The organism is Klebsiella sp. BDA134-6 (genome assembly GCF_015601345.1).
Lineage (GTDB): Bacteria > Pseudomonadota > Gammaproteobacteria > Enterobacterales > Enterobacteriaceae > Klebsiella > Klebsiella grimontii.
Genome location: NZ_CP064784.1, coordinates 5,093,639 through 5,116,250, shown reverse-complemented (window position 1 = coordinate 5,116,250; position 22,612 = coordinate 5,093,639). Strand labels below are relative to the sequence as shown.

At 56.6% G+C, this 22,612-nt stretch carries 21 protein-coding genes; 12 read left to right on the top strand and 9 right to left on the bottom strand.

The genetic code is table 11. The annotated features are described in order from the left end of the window. The first annotated feature begins 2 nt into the window (after positions 1-2). The gene (gene parE, locus IYV58_RS23640; protein ID WP_004125286.1) at positions 3-1,898 is read left to right on the top strand and encodes a DNA topoisomerase IV subunit B; all 1,896 of its coding nucleotides are present in this window, start codon (positions 3-5) and stop codon (positions 1,896-1,898) included. Between the two features lie 40 nt (positions 1,899-1,938). Here the strand turns inward: parE and IYV58_RS23635 are convergent, their stop codons facing one another. The 4 genes from IYV58_RS23635 to qseB form a co-directional block, all read right to left on the bottom strand. Further along, a complete protein-coding gene (locus IYV58_RS23635) occupies positions 1,939-2,253 on the bottom strand; it encodes a putative quinol monooxygenase (RefSeq protein ID WP_004125281.1) in 315 nt (104 codons plus the stop codon). A gap of 91 nt (positions 2,254-2,344) precedes the next feature. After that, the gene (locus tag IYV58_RS23630; protein ID WP_049113401.1) at positions 2,345-2,926 is read right to left on the bottom strand and encodes an NAD(P)H-dependent oxidoreductase; all 582 of its coding nucleotides are present in this window, start codon (positions 2,924-2,926) and stop codon (positions 2,345-2,347) included. A gap of 106 nt (positions 2,927-3,032) precedes the next feature. Next, the gene (gene qseC, locus IYV58_RS23625; RefSeq protein ID WP_004125275.1) at positions 3,033-4,382 is read right to left on the bottom strand and encodes a quorum sensing histidine kinase QseC; all 1,350 of its coding nucleotides are present in this window, start codon (positions 4,380-4,382) and stop codon (positions 3,033-3,035) included. After that, entirely contained in the window at positions 4,379-5,038 is a 660-nt protein-coding gene (qseB, locus tag IYV58_RS23620; protein ID WP_004125272.1) for a quorum sensing response regulator transcription factor QseB, read from the bottom strand. The genes qseC and qseB overlap by 4 nt, the downstream gene beginning before the upstream one ends. A 150-nt stretch (positions 5,039-5,188) precedes the next feature. On the opposite strand from qseB, the gene IYV58_RS23615 reads away from it, so the two are divergent. The 6 genes from IYV58_RS23615 (at position 5,189) to IYV58_RS23590 (ending at position 13,640) form a co-directional block, all read left to right on the top strand. After that, positions 5,189-5,596, top strand: coding sequence for a YgiW/YdeI family stress tolerance OB fold protein (locus IYV58_RS23615; protein ID WP_004125269.1), 408 nt, complete (start codon positions 5,189-5,191; stop codon positions 5,594-5,596). A gap of 77 nt (positions 5,597-5,673) precedes the next feature. Continuing rightward, the gene (locus IYV58_RS23610) at positions 5,674-6,543 is read left to right on the top strand and encodes an AraC family transcriptional regulator (protein ID WP_112166964.1); all 870 of its coding nucleotides are present in this window, start codon (positions 5,674-5,676) and stop codon (positions 6,541-6,543) included. Between the two features lie 122 nt (positions 6,544-6,665). Continuing rightward, positions 6,666-8,924, top strand: coding sequence for a DNA topoisomerase IV subunit A (gene parC / locus IYV58_RS23605; RefSeq protein WP_004125256.1), 2,259 nt, complete (start codon positions 6,666-6,668; stop codon positions 8,922-8,924). A gap of 192 nt (positions 8,925-9,116) precedes the next feature. Beyond that, entirely contained in the window at positions 9,117-9,854 is a 738-nt protein-coding gene (gene plsC / locus IYV58_RS23600; protein WP_004125254.1) for a 1-acylglycerol-3-phosphate O-acyltransferase, read from the top strand. 84 nt (positions 9,855-9,938) lie between these two features. Continuing rightward, on the top strand, positions 9,939-11,351 hold the full coding sequence (gene ftsP, locus IYV58_RS23595; RefSeq protein ID WP_004125252.1) for a cell division protein FtsP: 1,413 nt from the start codon (positions 9,939-9,941) through the stop codon (positions 11,349-11,351). 120 nt (positions 11,352-11,471) lie between these two features. Then, positions 11,472-13,640, top strand: a complete 2,169-nt coding sequence (locus tag IYV58_RS23590; protein WP_049113396.1) for a YgiQ family radical SAM protein — start codon at positions 11,472-11,474, stop codon at positions 13,638-13,640. A gap of 62 nt (positions 13,641-13,702) precedes the next feature. Here the strand turns inward: IYV58_RS23590 and IYV58_RS23585 are convergent, their stop codons facing one another. From IYV58_RS23585 to yqhD, 3 genes are all read right to left on the bottom strand, one after another. Then, a complete protein-coding gene (locus IYV58_RS23585; protein WP_004125248.1) occupies positions 13,703-14,158 on the bottom strand; it encodes an HIT family protein in 456 nt (151 codons plus the stop codon). A gap of 98 nt (positions 14,159-14,256) precedes the next feature. After that, positions 14,257-15,084 (bottom strand): 2,5-didehydrogluconate reductase DkgA, encoded by an 828-nt coding sequence (dkgA, locus tag IYV58_RS23580; RefSeq protein ID WP_049113394.1) that lies wholly within the window; start codon positions 15,082-15,084, stop codon positions 14,257-14,259. Positions 15,085-15,216: 132 nt separating this feature from the next. Continuing rightward, on the bottom strand, positions 15,217-16,380 hold the full coding sequence (gene yqhD / locus IYV58_RS23575) for an alcohol dehydrogenase (protein ID WP_139529337.1): 1,164 nt from the start codon (positions 16,378-16,380) through the stop codon (positions 15,217-15,219). A 196-nt stretch (positions 16,381-16,576) separates the two neighbouring features. Between yqhD and IYV58_RS23570 the strand changes: the two genes are divergently transcribed. Further along, on the top strand, positions 16,577-17,476 hold the full coding sequence (locus IYV58_RS23570; protein ID WP_004125243.1) for an AraC family transcriptional regulator: 900 nt from the start codon (positions 16,577-16,579) through the stop codon (positions 17,474-17,476). A gap of 44 nt (positions 17,477-17,520) precedes the next feature. On the opposite strand, the gene yghB is transcribed toward IYV58_RS23570, so the two are convergent. Both yghB and metC read right to left on the bottom strand, forming a co-directional pair. Continuing rightward, positions 17,521-18,180, bottom strand: coding sequence for a DedA family general envelope maintenance protein YghB (yghB, locus tag IYV58_RS23565; RefSeq protein ID WP_049101720.1), 660 nt, complete (start codon positions 18,178-18,180; stop codon positions 17,521-17,523). A 132-nt stretch (positions 18,181-18,312) separates the two neighbouring features. Continuing rightward, positions 18,313-19,500, bottom strand: a complete 1,188-nt coding sequence (metC, locus tag IYV58_RS23560) for a cystathionine beta-lyase (protein ID WP_195729293.1) — start codon at positions 19,498-19,500, stop codon at positions 18,313-18,315. A gap of 251 nt (positions 19,501-19,751) precedes the next feature. Between metC and exbB the strand changes: the two genes are divergently transcribed. The 4 genes from exbB to yghX all read left to right on the top strand — a co-directional run bounded on the left by exbB (position 19,752) and on the right by yghX (position 22,601). Continuing rightward, a complete protein-coding gene (exbB, locus tag IYV58_RS23555) occupies positions 19,752-20,483 on the top strand; it encodes a tol-pal system-associated acyl-CoA thioesterase (protein WP_004125237.1) in 732 nt (243 codons plus the stop codon). Between the two features lie 6 nt (positions 20,484-20,489). After that, positions 20,490-20,915 carry a TonB system transport protein ExbD gene (gene exbD / locus IYV58_RS23550; protein WP_004125236.1) on the top strand — a complete coding sequence of 142 codons (426 nt, stop codon included), beginning with the start codon at positions 20,490-20,492 and terminating at the stop codon, positions 20,913-20,915. Positions 20,916-21,057: 142 nt separating this feature from the next. Continuing rightward, positions 21,058-21,552 (top strand): TIGR00645 family protein, encoded by a 495-nt coding sequence (locus IYV58_RS23545; protein WP_004105804.1) that lies wholly within the window; start codon positions 21,058-21,060, stop codon positions 21,550-21,552. A 161-nt stretch (positions 21,553-21,713) separates the two neighbouring features. Next, positions 21,714-22,601, top strand: coding sequence for a YghX family hydrolase (gene yghX, locus IYV58_RS23540; RefSeq protein ID WP_142445254.1), 888 nt, complete (start codon positions 21,714-21,716; stop codon positions 22,599-22,601). The last annotated feature ends 11 nt before the right edge of the window (positions 22,602-22,612 follow it).

The window sequence follows — 22,612 nt, the reverse complement described above, 5'->3', positions numbered from 1 at the left end:
CCATGACGCAATCTTCATATAACGCTGATGCCATTGAGGTACTCACCGGGCTTGAGCCGGTTCGCCGCCGTCCGGGAATGTACACTGATACCACACGTCCAAATCATCTTGGTCAGGAAGTTATTGATAACAGCGTGGATGAGGCCCTGGCCGGTCACGCGAAACGCGTGGAGGTCATTCTCCATGCCGATCAGTCGCTGGAAGTTATCGATGATGGCCGCGGAATGCCGGTGGATATCCACCCTGAAGAGGGGGTTCCGGCAGTTGAACTGATTCTTTGCCGCCTGCACGCGGGGGGGAAATTCTCCAATAAGAACTACCAGTTCTCCGGCGGCCTGCATGGCGTAGGGATATCGGTGGTCAACGCCTTATCGAAACGCGTTGAGGTGAACGTGCGCCGCGACGGCCAGATCTACAGCATCGCCTTTGAAAACGGCGATAAAGTAGAAGATCTCCACGTGACCGGTACCTGCGGTAAGCGTAATACCGGTACCAGCGTGCACTTTTGGCCGGATGAAAGCTTTTTTGACAGCCCGCGTTTTTCCGTCTCACGCCTCTCGCATTTATTAAAAGCCAAGGCCGTTCTTTGCCCTGGCGTAGAGATTGTTTTCCGCGATCTGGTCAACGATAGCGAACAGCGCTGGTGCTATGCCGATGGTCTGACCGACTATCTTAGCGAAGCGGTTAACGGCCTGCCTCTGCTGCCGGAAAAACCGTTCGTCGGCACCTTCTCCGGTGATACTGAAGCGGTCGACTGGGCGCTGCTGTGGCTGCCGGAAGGCGGCGAGCTGCTGACCGAAAGCTACGTCAACCTGATTCCTACGATGCAGGGCGGAACCCACGTTAATGGTCTGCGCCAGGGGCTACTGGACGCCATGCGCGAGTTCTGTGAATATCGGAACATCCTGCCGCGCGGCGTGAAGCTGTCGGCGGAAGATATCTGGGAACGCTGCGCCTACGTGCTCTCCGTGAAGATGCAGGATCCTCAGTTTGCCGGGCAAACCAAAGAGCGCCTCTCTTCACGTCAGTGCGCCGCGTTTGTTTCCGGCGTGGTCAAAGACGCCTTCAGCCTGTGGCTAAACCAGAACGTCCAGTCGGCAGAGCTGCTGGCGGAGATGGCGATTTCCAGCGCCCAGCGTCGTCTGCGCGCGGCGAAGAAAGTGGTGCGTAAAAAGCTAACCAGCGGTCCGGCGCTCCCCGGTAAGCTGGCGGACTGCACCGCCCAGGATTTGAACCGCACCGAACTGTTCCTTGTGGAAGGGGATTCCGCGGGCGGCTCGGCCAAGCAGGCGCGCGATCGCGAATATCAGGCGATCATGCCGCTGAAAGGTAAAATCCTGAACACCTGGGAAGTTTCTTCCGATGAAGTGTTGGCTTCCCAGGAAGTGCATGATATTTCCGTCGCCATTGGTATCGACCCGGATAGCGACGACCTGAGCCAGCTGCGCTACGGCAAGATTTGTATTCTGGCGGATGCCGACTCCGATGGTCTGCACATCGCGACGCTGCTGTGCGCGCTGTTCGTCAGGCATTTCCGTACTCTGGTCAAACACGGCCATGTCTACGTGGCGCTGCCGCCCCTGTACCGTATCGACCTCGGCAAAGAGGTGTATTACGCGCTCACAGAAGAAGAGAAAACCGGCGTGCTGGAGCAGCTTAAGCGCAAGAAAGGCAAACCGAACGTACAGCGCTTCAAAGGGCTGGGCGAGATGAACCCCATGCAGCTGCGCGAGACCACGTTGGATCCGAATACCCGCCGTTTGGTACAGCTGATTATCAACGATGAAGACGAGCAGCAGACAACCGCCATGATGGATATGCTGTTAGCGAAGAAGCGCTCTGAAGATCGGCGTAACTGGCTTCAGGAGAAGGGCGATCTGGCGGAGCTGGACGGATAATAAAAAATCGGCCGGGAAACCGGCCGATTTATTTGCTTGCTTAAATGCCCGCTTCGAGAATACGAATGTTCATTTCCAGCACGTCGCCTTTAACGGCTTCGCCGTAGGCTTTCATGTGCGGAGTCTGCAGGTGCGCCTCAAGATGGGCGACGCTTTCCCACTGCTCGACCATCACGATGGAATCCGGTGAAGTGGTCTGAAAACTGACGCCAGCGGCGTGATCGACCAGCGGCGCATAGCCATGGCAGCCTTCTTCCTGAAGAACGGTCGGGGTTATTTTTGCGAACTGATCAAGCACCGCCTGGCGATGGTGTTGGCCCGGACGAGTACGAATTTCAGCGATCACTGTCAACATGGTTAACTCAACTCCTTCTGTATATTCTCATCATACTTCAAGCCGCCGCTAAAATGAGCCGCGCTTGTCGTCTTTTCATAACTCACTACAGTTAACCAAAAATTTCCGTCAGATGCTTGCGATATTCTGCCGTATAACGCGGAACATCGGGCATTTTGATCACATCGTTGGCGATGAAGGTAGGTAGGGCGCTCATCCCAAGGAACTGGTTGGCCTTATGGAATGGCAAGTAAACACCGTCGACGCCAACGCCGTGGAAGAACTGATCTTTTTCGGTGAAGGCTTCCATCGGCGCGTTCCAGGTCAGAGACAGCATATATTTTTTCCCCTGAATCAGGCCGCCGGAACCATATTTCTTACTGGCGTCAGATCGAGTGCGGCCATCGCTGGCATACAGCGCGCCGTGACCTTCGGTAAAGACGTCATCAATGTACTTTTTCACCGTCCACGGCGCGCCCATCCACCAGCCCGGCATTTGCCAGATAACGGAATCGGCCCACAGGAAGTTTTGCACTTCGGTTTTCACGTCGTAGTCGCTATCGGCGCGGACCACTTTAACATCATGCCCGAGGTCGCGCAGATAGGTTTCCGCGACTTCAGTCAGGGTGTCGTTCAGCTGGCCGTTAGAGTGGCCGAACTTTTTTGCGCCATTAATAATCAGGATGTTACTCATTTTTTATCCTCAACTTTTCAATTTTGTGGTTAATTTTACCCCGCCGGGCAGAGCGGTAAAATGAGCAAAATGTGCAAAGTCTTTTGCTTTTATAGCAATAATGCCGCTACCAGCGAATGCGCGCCTCGAATCCGCCGTCGCGGGCGTTGCCGAAACTTGCCGTCATCCCGTGCAGCGCGGCGATGCGTTTGACTATGGAGAGCCCGAGGCCGCTACCGGGCTGCTCCTGGCCTGGAGGACGATAAAAGCGCTCGCCGACGCGCGCCAGGGCCTCGGCGCTGATGCCCGGGCCGTTGTCGCGTACGCGGAATTCACCGGCATCCAGGGTGATGTCGACCTGGCTTCCGGCGGGGCTATAGCGCACCGCGTTATCTAAAAGATTGCGCACCAGTAGGCTTAGCAGCAGCGGCTGCCCGGTGCGCAAGATGTTCTTCGCGTTCAGGTGCAGGCGTAGCTCAAGTCCGGCCAGTTGCGCCGGGTGGTACATCTCCATGACCGCAGACTGTAGCAGTTCATCAATGGCGATCGTCTGAACATCATCCAGCTGCGCCAGCGAATCCAGGCGCGATAGGGTAAGTAGCTGGTCGACCAGGCGGGTTGCGCGATCGATACCCTGGTGGAGCTGCTCCAGGGCTTTATCCAGCCCTTGCGGATCGTCCAGCGAGAGCTGGGCCACTTCGGTTTGCACCTTCAGCGCCGCCAGTGGGCTGCGCAGTTCGTGGGCGGCATCGGAGGTGAACCGACGCTCGCGGATCATGGTGTCATGCGTCCGGGTAAAGAGCTGATTTAGCGCGTCGACCAGCGGGCGAACTTCGCTGGGCACGTTCTCGCTATTTAGCGTTTCGGCGGAATCCGGCGCTCGGGTGCGCAGCGTGTTGGCCAGCTTTTTCAGTGGCGCCAGTTCCCGGCTTAACAGCACGATGAGCAGCAAAAACATCAGCGGCAGTGCAACCAGCCAGGGTGTAAGCTGGGAGGTGACGATATCCAGCGCCATCTCGCGGCGGTAATCCCATTCCTGGCCGACGACGATACGATGGCGCCCGTCGCGGGTGGTGAGCCACAGAAAGCGCCATTCGTCATCATCGCCGCGCAGGTAGCCGTCGCTGAACCCCTCCCGGTTGTTACCCCACAGGATATCCTGGCCATTTTCGCCATCGTTAAGCACCATTTTGCCGTCGGTGGTAAAGATAGCGAAAGCCAGCGCATCGTCGTCGAGATGGCCGTGTTTGACCTTTTTCTTTGTCCGCACCTGTGGCGCGAGGGTATGGAGCTCGTCGAAATTCATCGCGCTCAGGCGGCGGGCGAACAACAACTGCTGGGTATCGAACAGCTTATCCAGCTTGTCGGTGGTCTGTTGCCAGGCCACAAAGCTGGCAATGCCCCAGGCGGCGCTGGTCAGCAGCAAAAAAAGCAGCGTCAGGCGGACGCGCAGGCTCAGTTTCCCCAGCCGCTTCATGCGTCCCCCAGGGTATAGCCGATACCGTGTACGGTACGAATGAAAGCGCTGCCGAGCTTACGGCGCAGATGATGGACGTGTACTTCTATCGCGTTGCTGGAGACGTCGTCATCCCAGCTATAGAGCTTTTCTTCAATAAGCTTACGCGGCAGCACGCGTCCGGCATTGCGCATCAGCAGCTCCAGCAGAGCAAACTCCTTTGGCTTGAGCGGCAGGCTCTCGTCGTTCAGGGTGGCCGTGAGTCGGCCAGGATCGAGGACCACATTGCCGTGCCGCAGTTCGCTGCTGCTCTGGCCGTGGGCGCGGCGCATCAGTGCTTCCAGGCGCGCGGCGACTTCAACCAGCGCGAAAGGTTTGCAGAGATAGTCATCGGCGCCGAGGCGTAATCCTTCGACGCGCTGGTTAAGCGCGTCGCGGGCGGTCAGGATCAGTACCGGTTCGTGGCGGCCTTTGTCGCGCCATTCGCGCAGAATATCCAGCCCATCGATGCCGGGCAGGGTCAGGTCAAGAATAATGGCGTCGTAAGCGGCGTGATACAGCGCGGCTTTCCCCTCTTCGCCGCGGGTAAACCAGTCGACGCTGAAGCCCAGCTTGGTCAGTCCGGTTTTGAGGCCGTCACCGATCAGTTTGTCGTCTTCCACCAGTAAAATGCGCATTTTCTGCTCCTGTGTCCCTTGGATATTCCCGCAGTAAAGCGCGTTGCGGCGCGCGCTGTACAGGAATAAAATTTATTTTTTCCGCTTAAGAAGTTGTTAAGTTTTGCCCGGTGTAATAGTGACGATATAAACACAAAGGGAGAACACATCATGAAGAAAATCGCCGCAATGACCGCTATCATCGCCTTAGTTTCCATGCCGGTACTGGCCGCTGAGCAGGGCGGGTTTTCCGGACCCGGCTCGACGCAAACCAGCCAGACGACCACGCAAAACGGCGGGTTCATTGGCCCGAACGGGAGCGTAACGACGGTCGCGAATGCGAAAACCCTGCGTGACGATACCTGGGTGACCCTGCGCGGTAAAATCGTGGAGCGTATTTCCGACGACCTGTATAAATTCCAGGACAGCTCCGGCACCGTGAACGTCGATATCGATCACAAGCGCTGGAACGGCGTGACCGTGACCCCGCAGGATACGGTAGAGATTCAGGGTGAAGTGGATAAAGACTGGAACTCAGTGGAAATCGACGTAAAGCAGATTCGTAAAATCACGCCATAGTTTTCTCATCATCTTAAGCAAGATCGGTCAGGAACCGCACTCCTCGCTCTGTCAGAGTATGTTTCCGGGAGGATGCGATGAACGATACTCAGGTAAGCCCGGCCTTTGCCGGGCGTTTTCAGCAAGTGTGCTTGTACATTGAACGTCATCTGGACACGCCGCTGTCGCTGGAGACGCTCAGTGCGATAGCCCATAGCTCGCCGTATCATTTTCACCGGCAATTCAGCGCCTATAGCGGGGTACCGCTCTATCGCTATATCCAATGGTTACGTTTGCGTCGCGCCTGTTGGCGACTGGCGTTTAATCCACAGGAAAAGATTATCGATATTGCCCTTGATGCGGGGTTCCAGAACCCGGAGTCGTTCAGCCGCGCCTTCCGCAGCGCCTTCGCGCAAAGCCCCAGCCAATTCCGCCAACAGCCGGACTGGCTGGAATGGCATCGACGTGTACCGAAACATACGCTACAGGAGCAACACCCAATGGATGTTAAAATAATCCAGCTTCCTACCACTCAGATCGCGATGCTGCAGCATCGCGGTAACCCTGGTTTAGTCAATGAGACCGCCGCGAAGTTTATCGCCTGGCGCAAGAAGAGCGGTCTGTCCCCGGTCGCCAGCTGCGCAACCTGGGGGATCTCCTGGGACGACCCCGCTGCCACGCCGGCTGACGATTTTCGTTTCGATATTGGCGGTACGGTCAGCCAGCCGGTGCCGGAAAACAGCTTTGGCGTGGTGAATGGCGAGATCCCCGGCGGGCGCTGCGCAGTAGGGCGTCATTACGGTTCTCTGGACACGCTCGCGCAGAGTATCTGGTTTCTTTATCGCGACTGGCTGCCCGCATCGGGAGAGGCGCTGCGCGATTTCCCGGTTTTCTTTCGCTACCTCAATTTTGTGCATGAAGTCGGTGAGCATGAGCTGCAGACGGACGTTTATCTTCCGCTGAAATGAAGGATGTCCACGGAATTCCTCAACCAGCCTAACGCCCTGTGACTCAGGGCGTCAGATAGGGTATTATCGCCGGTAGTTTTGCCGTCCGAACGGCCGGTACGCAGATTGAGGATTCACGATTAATGAGCGATATGGCAGAGCGCCTCGCGCTGCATGAATTTACGGAAAACGCCTACCTGAACTACTCCATGTACGTCATCATGGACAGGGCGCTGCCGTTTATTGGCGATGGCCTGAAGCCGGTCCAGCGTCGCATCGTCTATGCGATGTCTGAGCTGGGTCTCAACGCCAGCGCCAAGTTCAAAAAGTCCGCCCGCACCGTCGGCGACGTGCTGGGTAAATACCATCCGCACGGCGATAGCGCCTGCTATGAAGCCATGGTGCTGATGGCGCAACCCTTCTCTTACCGCTATCCGCTGGTTGACGGTCAGGGGAACTGGGGGGCGCCGGACGATCCTAAATCCTTCGCCGCGATGCGTTATACCGAATCCCGTTTGTCGAAGTATGCTGAACTGCTGCTGAGCGAACTGGGGCAGGGCACCGTTGACTGGGTACCAAACTTTGACGGCACTCTGCAGGAGCCGAAAATGCTGCCTGCGCGCCTGCCCAATATTCTGCTCAACGGCACTACCGGCATCGCCGTCGGTATGGCGACGGATATTCCGCCGCACAACCTGCGTGAAGTGGCTCAGGCGGCCATTACCCTGATTGAAAAACCGCAGACCTCGCTGGACGATCTGCTGGATATCGTACAGGGGCCGGATTACCCGACCGAAGCGGAAATCATTACTCCGCGTGCCGAGATCCGCAAAATCTACCAGAATGGCCGCGGTTCGGTGCGTATGCGCGCGGTGTGGACGAAAGAAGACGGCGCGGTGGTGATCAGTGCGCTGCCGCATCAGGTTTCCGGCGCCCGCGTGCTTGAACAGATTGCCGCCCAGATGCGCAACAAAAAGCTGCCGATGGTGGATGACCTGCGCGACGAATCGGATCACGAAAACCCGACTCGTCTGGTGATCGTCCCGCGCTCTAACCGCGTGGATATGGAGCAGGTGATGAACCACCTGTTCGCGACGACCGATCTGGAAAAGAGCTATCGTATCAACCTGAATATGATCGGGCTTGATAACCGTCCTGCGGTAAAAAACCTGCTGGAAATCCTCTCGGAATGGCTGACTTTCCGCCGCGATACCGTGCGCCGTCGTCTCAGCTACCGTCTGGAAAAAGTCCTCAAGCGCCTGCATATCCTGGAAGGTTTGCTGGTGGCGTTTCTGAATATCGATGAAGTTATCGAAATTATCCGTCACGAAGATGAGCCGAAGCCGGCCCTGATGTCGCGCTTTGGCATCAGCGAAACCCAGGCGGAAGCGATTCTGGAGTTAAAACTGCGCCATCTCGCCCGACTGGAAGAGATGAAGATCCGCGGTGAACAAAGCGAGCTGGAAAAAGAACGCGACCATCTGCAGGCCATTCTGGCGTCTGAACGCAAAATGAATAACCTGCTGAAGAAAGAGCTGCAGGCCGATGCCGACGCCTTTGGTGACGATCGTCGTTCGCCGCTGCGCGAGCGTGAAGAAGCGAAAGCGATGAGCGAGCACGATATGCTGCCGTCCGAGCCGGTGACCATCGTTCTGTCGCAGAGCGGCTGGGTACGCAGCGCCAAAGGCCATGATATCGACGCGCCGGGACTGAACTATAAAGCGGGAGACAGTTTTAAAGCCGCAGTGAAAGGGAAGAGCAATCAGCCGGTGGTCTTTATTGACACCACCGGGCGTAGCTACGCGATTGACCCGATCACCCTGCCGTCCGCACGCGGACAGGGCGAGCCGCTCACCGGTAAGCTGACGCTGCCGCCGGGGGCGACGGTGGAGCATATGCTGATGGAGGCCGATGATCAAAAACTGCTGCTGGCGTCCGACGCAGGCTACGGGTTTATTTGTACTTTCAACGATCTGGTCGCGCGCAACCGCGCCGGTAAGACGTTGATTAGCCTTCCGGATAACGCCCACGTGATGCCGCCGCTGGTGATTGAGGACGAGTCCGATATGCTGCTGGCCATTACCGCCGCCGGCCGCATGCTGATGTTCCCGGTCAGCGACCTGCCGCAGCTGTCGAAAGGCAAGGGCAACAAGATTATCAACATCCCGTCGGCGGAAGCGGCTGCGGGTCAGGATGGCCTGGCGCATCTGTTTGTCCTACCGCCGCAAAGTACGCTGACGATTCACGTCGGCAAACGGAAAATCAAACTCCGTCCGGAAGAGCTGCAAAAAGTCACCGGCGAGCGCGGCCGCCGCGGCTCTCTGATGCGTGGACTGCAGAAAATCGACCGGGTGGAGATTGACTCACCGCGTCGCGCCTCCGCGGGCGATAGCGAAGAGTAGGATGATCCTCCCCCGCAGTAAGGCGGGGGAGGTTAATATTTACCGCAAAATCGTTGTTTATTCAGGCATTGCGATTAACAATATCCGTCAGGATCGTTCGGGGTGCTTAACGCGCTTTGCAATGATGCCCGATGCCTGCAATCTGCGAAACAGCGAGTATAATTCTAAGCGGTTTGGGTTTTAGAGGTAGCTATGCTATTTATTTTTCGACTAATTATCGTTGTCATCTATTGTATTCTGGTCTGCATCTTCGGCTGTATTTATTGTCTGTTCAGTCCTCGTAATCCTAAGCACGTCGCCACCTTCGGTCACCTGTTTGGCAAACTGTCGCCGGTCTTCGGCCTGAAAGTCGAGCTGCGCAAGCCGGCCGATGCGGAAAGCTACGGCAACGCTATCTATATCGCTAACCACCAGAATAACTATGATATGGTGACGGCATCAAATATTGTGCAGCCGCCGACCGTTACCGTGGGTAAAAAGAGCCTGGCGTGGATCCCTTTTTTCGGCCAGCTCTACTGGCTAACGGGGAACCTGCTGATTGACCGCAATAACCGGGCAAAAGCGCACGGCACTATTGCCGAAGTCGTGAACGCGTTTAAAAAGCGCAATATCTCTTTTTGGATGTTTCCAGAAGGGACCCGCAGTCGAGGCCGCGGTCTGCTGCCTTTTAAAACCGGCGCTTTTCATGCGGCTGTCGCGGCTGGCGTGCCAATTATTCCGGTGTGCGTTTCTAATACATCGAATAAAATTAATCTCAATCGCCTGAATAACGGTCTGGTGATTGTAGAAATGCTGCCGCCGGTAGACACCAGTCAGTATGGAAAAGAGGGCGTTCGCGCGCTGGCGACGCACTGTCGCGAGCTGATGTCCGCTAAAATCGCTGAGCTGGATAAAGAAGTTGCCGAACGCGAAGCGGCCGCAAAGAAATAACACAGGAAACGCCGCGAAGCGCGCGCGTATTGCTGGCGGGAAACGAATTCCCTTGTTAATTAGTCAGTATTTCATGGAGTAAATATGTCACTCAGTCGGCGTCAGTTCATTAAGGCTTCAGGCGTAGCGCTGTGCGCAGGCGCCGCGCCGCTGAAAGCACAGGCCGCTGGTCAGCAGCCTGCGCTGCCGATCCCTCCTCTGCTGGAGTCCCGCCGCGGGCAGCCGCTATTTTTAACGCTACAGCGAGCGCACTGGTCGTTTACGCCCGGAACCCGCGCATCGGTGTGGGGGATTAACGGCCGCTATATGGGGCCAACCATTCGCGTCTGGAATGGCGACGATGTGAAGCTGATTTACAGCAACCGCCTGACGGAAAACGTGGCGATGACGATCCGCGGCCTGCAGGTCCCCGGTCCGCTGATTGGCGGCGCCGCGCGCATGATGTCCGCCAACGCCGACTGGGCTCCGGTACTGCCAATCCGCCAAAGCGCGGCGACGCTGTGGTATCAGGCCAACACGCCAAACCATATGGCAAAACAGGTCTATAACGGTCTGGCCGGGATGTGGCTGGTGGAAGATGATGTCAGTAAAAATCTGCCGATCCCCAATCACTACGGCGTGGATGATTTCCCGGTGATTATTCAGGATAAGCGTCTGGATAATTTCGGTACGCCTGAGTATAGCGAGCCCGGTAGCGGAGGGTTCGTTGGCGATACGCTGCTGGTGAACGGCGTTCAGGGGCCTTTCGTGGAAGTGTCGCGCGGCTGGGTGCGCCTGCGCCTGCTGAATGCGTCCAACTCCCGTCGCTATCAGCTGCAGATGAGCGATGGTCGATTGCTGCACGTGATTTCCGGCGATCAGGGGTTGCTGCCGGCGCCGGTTTCGCTGAAGCAGCTGTCGCTGGCGCCGGGTGAGCGTCGTGAAATTCTGGTCGATATGACTAACGGCGATGAAGTATCGATCACCTGCGGGGAAGCGGCCAGCATCGTCGATCGTATTCGCGGCTTCTTCGAACCGTCGAGCATCCTGATTTCCACCCTGATTCTGACGCTGCGCCCGACGGGCCTGCTGCCGCTGGTGACCGATAGCCTGCCCGTGCGTTTGCTGCCGACGGAGATTCTGGCTGGCGCGGCGATTCGCAGCCGCGATATCACGCTTGGTGACGATCCGGGTATTAACGGTCAGCTATGGGATCCGCAACGTATCGATATTACGGCGCAGCAGGGAACCTGGGAGCGCTGGACGGTGCGCGCCGACCGGCCGCAGTCCTTCCATATTGAAGGCGTGATGTTTCAGGTGCGTAACGTCAACGGCTCCGCGCCGTTCCCGGAAGATCGCGGCTGGAAGGATACCGTCTGGATCGATGGTCAGGTTGAGCTGCTGGTCTATTACAATCAGCCCTCCTGGCCGCACTTCCCGTTCCAGTACTTAAGTCAGACGCTGGAGCTTGCCGACCGTGGCTCTATTGGCCAGATTCTGGTGAATCCGGCGCCGTAATGTATTCTGTCCCGGCCCATACCGGCCGGGATCGGAAAAACCTCCTTCATTTCTTCCATCGTTCCGGCTTATAATCGCCGCCCTTTTTGATTATTTTTTTATCATTTCCCCGGAAGCAATATGAGCGCAATATCCCTGATCCAACCGGATCGTGACCTTTTCTCCTGGCCGCAGTACTGGGCCGCCTGCTTTGGCCCCGCGCCGTTCTTGCCGATGTCGCGAGAAGAGATGGATCAACTTGGCTGGGATAGCTGCGACATTATTCTGGTTACCGGCGATGCCTATGTCGATCACCCGAGCTTTGGCATGGCGATCTGCGGACGCATGCTGGAAGCGCAGGGGTTCCGCGTGGGGATTATTTCCCAGCCGGACTGGAATAATAAAAACGACTTTATGCGCCTGGGTAAACCGAATCTGTTCTTCGGCGTCACCGCCGGGAATATGGATTCGATGATCAACCGCTACACTGCTGACCGTAAGCTGCGCCATGACGATGCCTACACGGCGGGGAACGTGGCCGGCAAGCGCCCGGATCGCGCCACGCTGGTTTATACGCAGCGTTGCAAAGAAGCGTGGAAAGATGTGCCGGTGATCCTCGGTGGTATCGAAGCCAGCCTGCGCCGAACCGCGCACTACGACTACTGGTCTGATACCGTGCGTCGCTCGGTTCTGGTGGACTCTAAAGCCGATATGCTGATGTTCGGCAACGGCGAGCGTCCGCTGGTGGAAGTGGCGCACCGTCTGGCCGCCGGCGAGCCTATCGGGCAAATTCGCGACGTTCGCAACACCGCGATCATGGTGAAGGAAGCGCTGCCGGGCTGGAGCGGGGTGGACTCCACGCGTCTGGACACGCCGGGGAAAATCGATCCGATCCCGCATCCGTACGGTGAAGATCTGCCGTGCGCGGATAACAAAACCGTCGCACCGCCAAAACAGGAAGCGAAGCGCGTTACCGTACAGCCGCCGCGTCCGAAGCCGTGGGAAAAGACCTATGTCCTGCTGCCTTCTTTTGAAAAGGTGAAAGGCGACAAGGTTCTCTACGCGCACGCGTCGCGTATTCTGCACCATGAAACTAACCCCGGCTGCGCCCGCGCGCTGATGCAGAAACACGGCGAACGCTATATCTGGGTTAACCCGCCCGCTATTCCGCTTTCCACTGAAGAGATGGATAGCGTGTTTGCCCTGCCGTATAAGCGCGTTCCGCATCCTTCATACGGCGATGCCCGCATTCCGGCCTACGAGATGATTCGCTTCTCGATTAACATCATGCGCGGCTGTTTTGGCGGCTGTTCGTTTTGCTCGATTACCGAGCATGAGGGCCGCATCATTCAGAGCCGCTCCGAAGATTCGATCATCAATGAAATCGAAGCGATTCGCGACACGGTTCCCGGCTTTACCGGCATTATTTCCGATCTTGGCGGTCCGACGGCCAACATGTATATGCTGCGCTGCAAGTCGCCGCGCGCCGAGCAAACCTGCCGCCGCCTGTCATGCGTTTATCCGGATATCTGTCCGCATATGGACACTAACCATGAGCCGACGATTAATCTTTACCGCCGCGCCCGTGACCTGAAAGGCATCAAAAAGATCCTTATCGCGTCCGGCGTGCGTTATGACATCGCCGTTGAAGACCCGCGCTATATTAAAGAGCTGGCCACCCACCACGTTGGCGGTTATCTGAAGATTGCCCCTGAGCATACGGAAGAGGGGCCGCTGTCGAAGATGATGAAGCCAGGAATGGGCAGCTACGATCGCTTTAAGCAGCTGTTTGATACCTATTCGAAGCAGGCGGGTAAAGAGCAGTATCTGATCCCGTACTTTATTTCCGCCCATCCGGGGACGCGGGATGAAGATATGGTGAATCTGGCGCTGTGGCTTAAGCAGCATCGTTTCCGCCTGGATCAGGTGCAAAACTTCTATCCATCGCCGCTGGCGAACTCGACCACCATGTATTACACCGGTAAGAACCCGCTGGGTAAGATTGGCTATAAGAGTGAGGATGTAGTGGTGCCGAAGGGCGACAAACAGCGCCGCCTGCACAAGGCGCTGCTGCGCTATCACGACCCGGCCAACTGGCCGCTGATTCGCCAGGCGCTGGAGACCATGGGTAAAAAGCACCTGATCGGCAGCCGTCGCGATTGCCTGGTACCGGCGCCGACGATCGACGAGATGCGCGAAGCGCGTCGCCAGAACCGCCATACTCGTCCGGCGCTAACCAAGCATACGCCGGTGGCGCATCAGCGCCAGACGCCGGCAGGCCAGAAAAAGCGGGTAAAAGCAGGGCGTTAATCTCTTGCCCGGTGGTTATAGGCTACCGGGCCAAAGCCTCAACGGCAAAAGCCGTTATGTGGCTATGCTTCTCTGATTCTGGCGGCCAGCGCCGCCAGCTTTTCATCATCCGCCCGCTCGTGATCGTGGGAAGAGAGATAGCCTTCGTATTGCGCAAAAAACTGAGTCTGACGCGACTCGATAGGCCGCCATTGGGTCATATCGCCGGTGCCGTGCATCGGGCTGAGCTTGCTGTGGACATGGTCAACGCCATAGCCTTCAAAAAACATCCCCGTACGGCCCACGTCATCAAAGGCTTTATCCAGAAGCTTCGCCACTTTCTGCGTCGCCAGCACCAAATCGGCCAGCGCCTGCGGCGGCATATCAAACGCATAGCTGGGGTAGTGCTTCTTTGGGATCACGACCGTAAAACCGTCGGTATTGGGGAAAATAGAGAGAAAGGCGAGGTGGTGTTCATCTTCCCACACCTTATGGCAGGGGGCTTTCCCCGCAACAATTTGACAGAAAATACAGCTCATCAGCACACATCCATTTGATTGCAACAAACTCTCAATGTACGTGGTTTTAACCGGTCCGCAAAGCGATGCTCCGCCGAAATCCGACGGAGCGGGGAAGATTAACCGCCGAACTGATCCGGGTCTGGCCCCAGGCGTTTGTTCTGGTCCAGTTTAGTGATTTCACTTAATTCATCTTTATCAAGACGGAAGTCCCAGACGTTAAAATTCTCGGCAATGCGCGATGGCGTCACCGATTTCGGGATCACCACCAGGCCGCTGTCCAGATGCCAGCGGATTACGATCTGCGCCGGGGTTTTAGCGTATTTATCCGCCAGTTGACGAATAATTTTGTGATCGAATACCCCTTCGCCGCCCTGCGCCAGCGGGCTCCAGGACTCGGTCTGGATCTTATGCGTCGCATTCCAGGCGTGAAGCTGACGCTGCTGCATCAGCGGGTGAAGTTCAATCTGGTTTATCACCGGAGCGACACCGGTTTCATCGATGATTTTTTGCAGATGATGAACCTGGAAATTACACACGCCGATGCTTTTTGCCAGCCCCTGCTGCTGCAGCTCAATTAAGCTTTTCCAGGCGTCGACGAAGTGGTTCGTTGCCGGAACCGGCCAGTGAATTAAATATAAATCGACGTAGTCGAGCTTCAGTTTTTTCAGACTTTCCTGCAGCGCTTCTTTGGGCTGCTTTTGATCGTCATTCCACAGTTTCGTGGTGACGAACAGCTCATCGCGGGGAACGCCTGCGCTGCTCAATGCGTTGCCGACGCCGGTTTCATTTTGGTACACGGCGGCGGTGTCAAACGAGCGATAACCGACTTCCAGCGCCTTATGAATGGCGGAGACGACTTCCTCGTTGCCTGCTTTCCACACGCCGAGCCCCAGCTGCGGCATCAGGTTGCCGTCGTGTAGTTTTATAACGGTTGGATGTGTCATGCCTTCCTCCTGTTAATGAACTCAGCGGAATAAAATCCGCCGAGGGGTAGCATTAAGTCTGGACGAAATAGCTAAAAACGGTAGTTAAACTCCTCTCCTTTGCGCGAGTTTACGCGTCGGAGAGGAGGTTGATTAGCGTGCAGCCTCGTAAATACGGCGGCTGACGTCCAGCGTAATATCCTGGTTTTCGCCCAGTTGGGTCATGCCGTGCTCTTCCAGTTTCGCCAGCAGCGCCGGGATAGAGCTACCATCCAGACCGTAGGCAGAAAGGCGCGTCGGGACACCCATCTGTTCGAAGAAATCACGCGTTGCGGCGATGGCGGCATCGATACGCTGCTCTTCAGAACCTTCGGTGATGTTCCAGACGCGAGCGGCGTACTGCAGCAGCTTGGCGCGTTTAGCGTCGCGTTTTTCATTCCACAGCGCAGGCAGGACGATAGCCAGGGTCTGGGCATGATCGAGACCGTGCATGGCGGTCAGCTCGTGGCCGAGCATATGGGTCGCCCAGTCCTGCGGCACGCCTGCGCCAATCAGGCCATTCAGTGCCTGGGTGGCCGCCCACATAATATTGGCGCGTACGTCGTAGTTTTCCGGCTCTTTCAGCGCTTTCGGGCCGTCTTCCACCAGGGTCAGCAGAATGCCTTCGGCAAAGCGGTCCTGAATTTTGCCGTCGACCGGATAGGTGACGTACTGTTCAACGGTATGGACAAATGCGTCGACGACGCCGTTAGCCACCTGGCGCGGCGGCAGGGTATAGGTGTAAACCGGATCCAGGATGGCGAACACCGGCTGGACGTGGCTGGACATAAACGCGCGTTTGTCACCGGTGGTTTTGCGCGAGATGACCGCGCCTTTATTGGATTCGGAACCGGTCGCCGGCAGCGTCAACACGGAGCCCATCGGGATGGCGCTGGCCACTTTGCTGCCGTAGGTTTCGAGGATTTCCCACGGATCGCTATCGGCATTGTAGTGGGCCGCCGCGGCGATGAATTTGGTGCCGTCGAGAACGGAACCGCCGCCCACCGCCAGCAGGAAAGTGATTTTTTCATCACGCGCAATTTTTACCGCGTTCATCAGCGTTTCGTAGGATGGGTTGGGCTCGATGCCGCCAAATTCCCGGACGTCAATGCCGTTCAGCGCGCTGAGAACCTGATCAAGCACGCCGGTTTTCTTCACGCTACCGCCGCCGTAGGTGACAAGCACGCGAGCATCCGCCGGGATTTGATCGCGCAGATTTTCAATCGCGCCTTTACCGAACAGAATGCGGGTTGGGGTATGTAGGTCGAAATTATTCATGGCTGATGCCCTCAAATAGATAAAACCGCCAACAGAGACGATACCTCTGCCAGATGACGGACATTGTGTTCCCGTCGCCCGTTCCCCTCAATGCACATTCCTGCCGTTGTCTTGCCCATTTCTCCTTGGGGCTGGAGAAATACGCCGGAAGTGCGCACAATACGGAGGTAAAAAAACGTTCGCAGAGGCCCGCCAAATGAACCGCGCTGAGATATGTCAGTTACTAACGAGTAAGGTTAATCAGCTGAAAGATAAAGAGGAAGTGCTTAATGGTCTGCTGCCGGATATTCGCCTGCTGTACGGTACCCAGCCGGGGACACGGACGCCGGTCATGTATCAGCCGGGGATCGTTTTTCTCTTTTCCGGGCATAAAATTGGTTACATTAACGAGCGTACCTTTCGCTATGACACCAATGAGTATTTGCTGCTGACGGTACCGCTACCGTTTGAATGCGAAACCTTCGCCACCCCGGAAGTGCCGCTGGCGGGGATTCGGCTGAATGTCGATATTCTGCAACTGCAAGAGCTGCTGATGGATATCGGCGAAGATGAGCAGTTTCAGCCGTCCATGGCGTCGAGCGGGATTAACTCCGCGGTGCTGTCCGAAGAGATTCTGTGCGCGGCGGAGCGCTTGCTGGACGTAATGGAGCGCCCGCTGGACGCGCGCATTCTTGGCAAACAGATTATCCGCGAAATCCTTTATCACGTGCTGACCGGGCCGTGCGGGGGGGCGCTGCTGGCGCTGGTCAGCCGGCAGACCCACTTCAGCCTGATCAGCCGCGTATTGAAGCGTATTGAAAGCCAGTACACGGAAAACCTCAGTGTCGATCAGCTGGCGGCGGAAGCAAATATGAGCGTCTCGGCGTTCCACCATAACTTTAAATCAGTCACCAGCACCTCCCCGCTGCAGTACCTGAAAACCTATCGCCTGCATAAAGCGCGCATGCTGATGATCCACGATGGTATGAAGGCCAGCGCGGCGGCGATGCGGGTGGGCTATGAAAGCGCGTCGCAGTTCAGCCGCGAGTTTAAGCGTTATTTCGGCATGACGCCGGGGGAAGATGCGGCGCGAATCAGAACGATTCAGGGGATGTGACGAACGATGTAAGGGCGGCGAATCCGCGCCGCCCCGGCAAACGATCAGGCGTTACAGTATTTCTTTTTAATCACCACGATAACCGTACCGAGCAGCCCGGCGATCAGCAGCGCGATAGGCAGAATCATCAGACAGGTCATAACCTGATCTTCATGACGCTTAACGAAGGGAATCATGCTCAGCGCATAGCCCAGGCCGGTAACCACGCCAACCCACAGCAGCGCGCTCAGCCAGTTGAAGAACTGGAAGCGGCGGTTTGGCAGCCCGGAAATGCCCGCCATGGTGGGCAGCAGGGTGCGAACAAACGCCAGGAAACGCCCGGCCAGCAGCGCCAGCAGGCCGTGTTTGTCAAACATGCAGGTTGCCCGCTGATGGTACTTATGCGGCAGATGCCCAAGCCAGCGCTTAACCGTGATGGTGTTACCCAGCCAGCGCCCCTGGATATAGCTCAGCCAGCAGCCGAGGCTGGCCGCTGCGGTTAAAATGGCGACCGTAGGTACAAAGTCCATTACGCCTTTGGCGATCAGCGCCCCGGCGAGCAGCAGCAGGCTATCGCCCGGTAAAAATGAGGCGGGCAGCAGACCGTTTTCCAGAAACAGGGTTGCGAACATGACCAGATATACAACGCCCACAACGTGGGGGTTTGCCAACGCGGCAAAATCATGCTGCCACAGCGCGGCGACAATTTCTTGAATGACAACCATGGACTTTCCTAAGTGGTACCGTGTTTTTTGTCTAGTGTACTCCTGAAGAGGCTCGGGCACCTTGATCCCGGGCGCAACTAAAGCGGCCGTTTTTCTAAAAAACGTCCGCTATTGTTGCCACTGACTGTCACTTTACACGATACGCGCGAAGCCCGCCGCTAAATCATCCTGCAGATCGGTAACATTTTCTAACCCGATATGCAGGCGGATCAGCGTGCCGCTGAAATCAACTTCAGCATCAGGGCGGATTGCGGCAATGTGTTCCGGCTGGTTGGCTAAAATCAGCGATTCAAAGCCGCCCCAGGAGTAGGCCATGCTGAACAAGCTGAAGTGGTCCAGATAAGCGGAGAGTTCGGCGTCGGTCAGGCGTTTATTGAGCACGAAAGAGAACAGGCCGCTGCTGCCGGTGAAGTCGCGCTGCCAGAACTCATGGCCTTTGCTGCCGGGCAGAGCGGGGTGATTCACGCGGGCCACTTGTGGATGCTGGGCCAGCCATTCGGCAATCTGCAGGCTGCTTTCATGGTGCTGACGCAGACGCACCGCCAGAGTGCGCAGACCGCGGCTGGTCATATAGGCGGTATCGGCATCCACCATTTGCCCCATCAGATAGGCGTTTTCGCGCAGCTGCGCCCAACAGCGCTCATTGGACACGGCGGTACCGACCATCGCGTCGGAATGGCCGATCAGGTATTTGGTGCCGGCCTGAATGGAGATATCGATACCAAACTCCAGCGCTTTGAACAGCACGCCCGCCGCCCAGGTGTTGTCGATCATAATGATGGCTTCGGGAGCGACGCGGCGCACCGCCGCGACGATCGCCGGAACATCATGAACTTCCATGGTGATGGATCCGGGGGATTCGAGGAACACCACGCGGGTGTTCGGCTGTACCAGACGGGCGATATCGCCGCCGATGAGCGGGTCGAACCAGACGGTGGTGACGCCGAGTTTGGCGAGGATTTTAGTGCAGAAATCCTGGGTAGGTTCATAGGCGGTGTTGGTTACCAGAATATGGTCGCCCTGCTCGACAAATGCCAGAATGGTATTGGCCACCGCCGCCGCGCCGCAGGGAAAAAGGGCACAGCCGGCGCCGCCTTCCAGCTCGCACATCGCTTCCTGCAGGGAAAAGTGGGTCAGCGTCCCGCGACGCCCGTAGAACAGTTCGCCTTTGGCGCGGTTGCGGGTGGCGTGTTTTTTCGCTTCGACGGTGTCGAAAACCAGCGATGAGGCGCGCTGAATGACGCTGTTTACCGAGCCCTGAGTGTATTTTTTGCTGCGTCCGGCGTGAACCAGCGCAGTATCAAGATGTTTATCAGCCATGTTCAGATAACCTGTTTTTATACGTCTGGACGTCTAAACTAACATGAATACCCGTTAATGTACCGGGTCGCGGCGGATACAGGTAAAAATTTTACCAACGGTGGGGTCAGCAACTTTTTTACTGCGTAAGCGCAAGGAAAATAATCGTGATTTGCTGCACAGTGTAAATACTAATGAGAACCACTATCAATTCGATGTCGTTTTGATATTATTGTGCGCAGATTTTGTGATTTACGTCCTGGAGATACAGTGTGGGTAATAATTTGATGCAGGCGGATCTCTCCGTTTGGGGTATGTATCATCATGCCGATATTGTCGTTAAGGTAGTGATGATCGGCCTGATTCTGGCGTCGGTAGTCACATGGGCTATCTTTTTCGGCAAAGGCGCAGAGATCCTGGCCAGCAAGCGTCGCCTCAAGCGCGAACAGCAGCTGGTTGCAGAAGCACGCTCTCTCGACCAGGCCAGCGATATCGCTAACGCGTTCGAGGCGAAAAGCCTGACCTCCCAACTGATCAACGAAGCGCAGAACGAGCTGGAGCTGTCCGCAGGTTCTGAAGATAACGAAGGCATTAAAGAGCGTACCGGTTTTCGACTGGAGCGTCGCGTGGCGGCGGTGGGTCGTTACATGGGGCGCGGCAACGGTTATCTGGCGACCATCGGCGCGATTTCCCCGTTTGTTGGTCTGTTTGGTACCGTCTGGGGCATCATGAACAGCTTTATCGGTATTGCCCAGACCCAGACCACTAACCTGGCGGTCGTGGCGCCAGGCATCGCGGAAGCTCTGCTGGCTACGGCAATTGGCCTGTTCGCTGCGATTCCGGCGGTGGTCATCTACAACATCTTCGCCCGTATGATTGCCAGCTACAAAGCTTCACTTGGCGATGTCGCCGCCCAAGTTCTGCTGCTGCAAAGCCGCGATCTGGACCTGAGCGCCAGCGGCGTTAAGCCAGTGCGTACCGCCCAGAAACTTCGCGTAGGTTGATGCTTTATGGCCATGCATTTTAACGAAAACCTCGATGATAACGGTGAAATGCACGACATCAACGTGACGCCGTTTATCGACGTCATGCTGGTGCTGCTGATCATCTTTATGGTGGCGGCGCCGCTGGCCACCGTAGACGTGAAGGTGAATCTTCCGGCGTCTTCCAGCCAGCCGCAGCCGCGCCCGGAAAAGCCGATCTACCTGTCGGTGAAGGCGGACAAAACCATGTTCCTTGGTAATGACCCCATCACCGAAGAGAGCATGATTACGTCCCTGGATGCCCTGACCGAAGGCAAGAAAGATACCACCGTCTTCTTCCGCGCAGATAAAACCGTAGACTACGAGACGATGATGAAGGTCATGGATACCCTGCACCAGGCGGGCTATCTGAAGATTGGTCTGGTGGGCGAAGAAACCGTAAAAGCGAAGTAATCCCTTACCGACTCATCTCCCAGGCTGGCCTTGCGCCGGCCTTTTTTATCTCCTCGAATTGCTCTCCTGTTGGACGAGTGTTGCATAAACGTTGCCCTGTTGCGGTATAATGGCGGCCGTTTATGTTAACTGACAGGATCTTATGGAACGCTTTCTGGAAAATGCTATGTACGCCTCGCGCTGGCTGCTGGCGCCGGTTTATTTTGGCCTCTCGCTCGGTCTGATTGCGCTGACCATCAAATTTTTTCAGGAGATCTTCCACATACTGCCGCATATTTTTAGCGTCAGTGAGTCGGATATGATTCTGACCCTGCTGTCGCTGGTGGATATGACCCTGGTGGGCGGTCTGCTGGTGATGGTGATGTTCTCCGGGTATGAAAATTTTGTCTCGCAGCTGGATATTAACGAGGGTAAAGAAAAACTCAGCTGGCTGGGCAAAATGGACGCGACGTCGTTGAAAAATAAGGTTGCCGCCTCCATCGTGGCGATCTCCTCTATTCACCTGCTGCGGGTGTTTATGGATGCGAAAAACGTCCCGGACAATAAGCTGATGTGGTACGTCATTATCCACCTGACCTTTGTGCTGTCGGCCTTTGTGATGGGCTACCTCGATCGTCTGACCAAAGTGAAACACTGAGGCTGATGATCGAGCTGTTTTAGATATTGCGCTCGTCTTTCTGCCGGGTGGCGGCTTGCGCCTGACCCGGCCAACAAAATCCACCATTTCTGCCCCTCGCCGCTGGCGCATGCTCGCGCTTCTGCTTTGCTTAAAGAGCGCTTAACAACGGAGGAAGGGTGATGACGCGACTCACGGCCAAAGATTTTCCCCAGCAGCTGCTCGAGTACTATGACTACTACGCCCACGGCAAAATCAGCAAACGCGAGTTTCTCCAGCTGGCGGGGAAGTATACCGTCGGCGGGATGACCGCGCTGGCGCTGTTTAACCTGCTGAAGCCCGACTATGCTCTGGCGGAGCAGGTGGCGTTTACTGACCCGGATATCCGCCCGGAGTATATGCGCTATCCCTCTCCTGACGGCCATGGTGAAGTGCGGGCCTATCTGGTGACGCCGGCGAAAATAGCCGACAAAGCGCCCGCCGTGGTGGTGGTGCATGAGAACCGAGGCCTGAATCCCTATATTGAAGACGTTGCCCGGCGGGTGGCGAAAGCGGGCTATATCGCGCTGGCGCCGGATGGCCTGAGCTCCGTCGGCGGCTATCCCGGTAACGACGATGAAGGCCGCGCGCTACAGCAGAAGGTCGATCCCGTGAAGCTGATGAATGATTTCTTTGCGGCGGTCACGTTTATGCGCCAGCACCCGCAGGCGACGGGGAAGGTCGGCATCACCGGATTTTGCTACGGCGGCGGCGTCAGCAACGCGGCGGCGGTAGCGATCCCCGAGTTGGCCTGCGCGGTACCGTTTTACGGTCGCCAGCCGCCGCTGAATGAGGTCGATAAAATTAACGCGCCGCTGCTGCTGCATTATGCAGGACTGGATAGCGGCATTAATGAAGGCTGGCCCGCCTATGAAAAAGCGCTGAAGGCACACCATAAAGTCTACGAGGCCTATATTTATCAGGGTGTTAACCACGGCTTTCATAATGATTCCACGCCGCGCTATGACCGGGCCGCGGCTGAGCTCGCCTGGCAACGCACGCTGGCATGGTTTGAGAAGTATCTGCGCTAAAAGCCGGAGGC

Excerpts from the sequence above, each read along its gene's own strand:
- yghB (WP_049101720.1), bottom strand. The coding sequence starts at position 18,180 with ATGGTTGTCATTCAAGAAATTGTCGCCGCGCTGTGGCAGCATGATTTT.
- plsC (WP_004125254.1), top strand. The coding sequence starts at position 9,117 with ATGCTATTTATTTTTCGACTAATTATCGTTGTCATCTATTGTATTCTG.
- dkgA (WP_049113394.1), bottom strand. The coding sequence starts at position 15,084 with ATGACACATCCAACCGTTATAAAACTACACGACGGCAACCTGATGCCG.
- qseB (WP_004125272.1), bottom strand. The coding sequence starts at position 5,038 with ATGCGCATTTTACTGGTGGAAGACGACAAACTGATCGGTGACGGCCTC.
- parE (WP_004125286.1), top strand. The coding sequence starts at position 3 with ATGACGCAATCTTCATATAACGCTGATGCCATTGAGGTACTCACCGGG.
- IYV58_RS23615 (WP_004125269.1), top strand. The coding sequence starts at position 5,189 with ATGAAGAAAATCGCCGCAATGACCGCTATCATCGCCTTAGTTTCCATG.
- IYV58_RS23630 (WP_049113401.1), bottom strand. The coding sequence starts at position 2,926 with ATGAGTAACATCCTGATTATTAATGGCGCAAAAAAGTTCGGCCACTCT.
- exbD (WP_004125236.1), top strand. The coding sequence starts at position 20,490 with ATGGCCATGCATTTTAACGAAAACCTCGATGATAACGGTGAAATGCAC.
- qseC (WP_004125275.1), bottom strand. The coding sequence starts at position 4,382 with ATGAAGCGGCTGGGGAAACTGAGCCTGCGCGTCCGCCTGACGCTGCTT.
- IYV58_RS23545 (WP_004105804.1), top strand. The coding sequence starts at position 21,058 with ATGGAACGCTTTCTGGAAAATGCTATGTACGCCTCGCGCTGGCTGCTG.
- yghX (WP_142445254.1), top strand. The coding sequence starts at position 21,714 with ATGACGCGACTCACGGCCAAAGATTTTCCCCAGCAGCTGCTCGAGTAC.
- IYV58_RS23610 (WP_112166964.1), top strand. The coding sequence starts at position 5,674 with ATGAACGATACTCAGGTAAGCCCGGCCTTTGCCGGGCGTTTTCAGCAA.
- ftsP (WP_004125252.1), top strand. The coding sequence starts at position 9,939 with ATGTCACTCAGTCGGCGTCAGTTCATTAAGGCTTCAGGCGTAGCGCTG.
- parC (WP_004125256.1), top strand. The coding sequence starts at position 6,666 with ATGAGCGATATGGCAGAGCGCCTCGCGCTGCATGAATTTACGGAAAAC.
- IYV58_RS23585 (WP_004125248.1), bottom strand. The coding sequence starts at position 14,158 with ATGAGCTGTATTTTCTGTCAAATTGTTGCGGGGAAAGCCCCCTGCCAT.
- metC (WP_195729293.1), bottom strand. The coding sequence starts at position 19,500 with ATGGCTGATAAACATCTTGATACTGCGCTGGTTCACGCCGGACGCAGC.
- IYV58_RS23635 (WP_004125281.1), bottom strand. The coding sequence starts at position 2,253 with ATGTTGACAGTGATCGCTGAAATTCGTACTCGTCCGGGCCAACACCAT.
- IYV58_RS23590 (WP_049113396.1), top strand. The coding sequence starts at position 11,472 with ATGAGCGCAATATCCCTGATCCAACCGGATCGTGACCTTTTCTCCTGG.
- IYV58_RS23570 (WP_004125243.1), top strand. The coding sequence starts at position 16,577 with ATGAACCGCGCTGAGATATGTCAGTTACTAACGAGTAAGGTTAATCAG.
- yqhD (WP_139529337.1), bottom strand. The coding sequence starts at position 16,380 with ATGAATAATTTCGACCTACATACCCCAACCCGCATTCTGTTCGGTAAA.